Source organism: uncultured Campylobacter sp., from assembly GCF_938045345.1.
Lineage (GTDB): Bacteria > Campylobacterota > Campylobacteria > Campylobacterales > Campylobacteraceae > Campylobacter_B.
Genome location: NZ_CALIMS010000023.1, coordinates 1 through 1,335, shown reverse-complemented (window position 1 = coordinate 1,335; position 1,335 = coordinate 1). Strand labels below are relative to the sequence as shown.

The following is a 1,335-nucleotide window of genomic DNA, read 5'->3' as shown; positions in this document are numbered from 1 at the left end:
GCGGCAGCGGCAAAACCTCGACGGCTAGGATTTTTGCCAAAGCGCTTTTATGCGATAAAGGCCCCACCGGCAAGCCGTGCGAGGTCTGCGATAACTGCGTAATGGCAAACGAGGGGCGCCACATCGACATTATCGAGATGGACGCCGCCAGCCACCGCAAAATCGACGATATCCGCGAGCTTATCGAGCAGACGAAGTATCATCCCGCAAGCGCGCGCTTTAAAATTTTCATTATCGACGAGGTGCATATGCTCACCAAAGAGGCATCCAACGCGCTTTTAAAGACGCTTGAGGAGCCGCCTAGCTACGTAAAATTTATCCTTGCGACTACCGATCCGCTCAAGCTTCCCGTCACGGTGCTATCGCGCACTCAGCACTTTCGCTTTAAGCCGATCGCCAAAAGCGCCGTCGTAGCGCATCTGGCGCAAATTTTAAAAACTGAAAACATCGCTTACGAAGAGGGCGCGCTTGAAATTTTAGCGCGCAGCGGCTCGGGCTCGCTACGAGACACGCTCACGCTCCTTGATCAGGCGATTATCTTTAGCCGCGAAGGCATCACCGAGCGCGCGATCGCCGATATGCTGGGCTTGCTCGATCCCGCTAAAATTGGCGAAATTTTAGACGTCGTACTGCGCCAAGACCGTGCGGGCGCGATCGAGATCATCAAAGAGGTCGAAAACTACAACGCTGAGACGATAATCGACGAGATGATCGCAAATTTAAAGGATAAATTCCTACGCCGCGACGCGAAATTCAGCCTGCTGATGTATGAGCGGTTTTTCCGCATTTTAGCGGGCGCCAAGAGCATGCTCGCCATCAGCCCGGACAATACCTACGCGATTTCTATGATGATTTTTATGATGATGGAGGCGGTCAATCTGCGCGAGATCGACGAGCTCATAGAGGTCGGCAGATCGCTTGATCAAGGCGAGGGCCATGCTTCTGCTTCGGCGCCTAATTTAAACGCGCAAGGCTCCGCGCCGAATTTTAGACCTAATTCCAACCAAAGCGCGGGATTTGCGCCAAATAGCGAGCCGGGCGGCGCGACTTTTGCGTCAAGCGACCAGGGTAGCGCGACAAGTGGCGTGCCTAGCCTTACGACGAGCGCAAAACGCCCCGCGAGCCCTGCGCAAAACTTCGGTGCGGCAAAGCAGAGCCCTGACGCAGGCAGCGAGATTAAACCGAGCGCGGCGGCGCAGACTAAAAATTCTAGCCCGTCCGTCAAAACGGGCGCTCAAAATGAAATTTACGAGAATTTTTTAGCCAAAATTTACGACCGTGATTACGATCTGGGCGAGAAATTTAGCAAGTGCGTGGAATTTTTAAAGTTCGAGC

Annotated in this window: 1 protein-coding gene; it reads left to right on the top strand. The window is 53.6% G+C overall.

Translation table 11 applies throughout. The features are described from left to right. On the top strand, positions 1-1,335 hold a 1,335-nt coding region (locus tag Q0144_RS05120; protein WP_298062316.1), incomplete at both ends, for a DNA polymerase III subunit gamma/tau.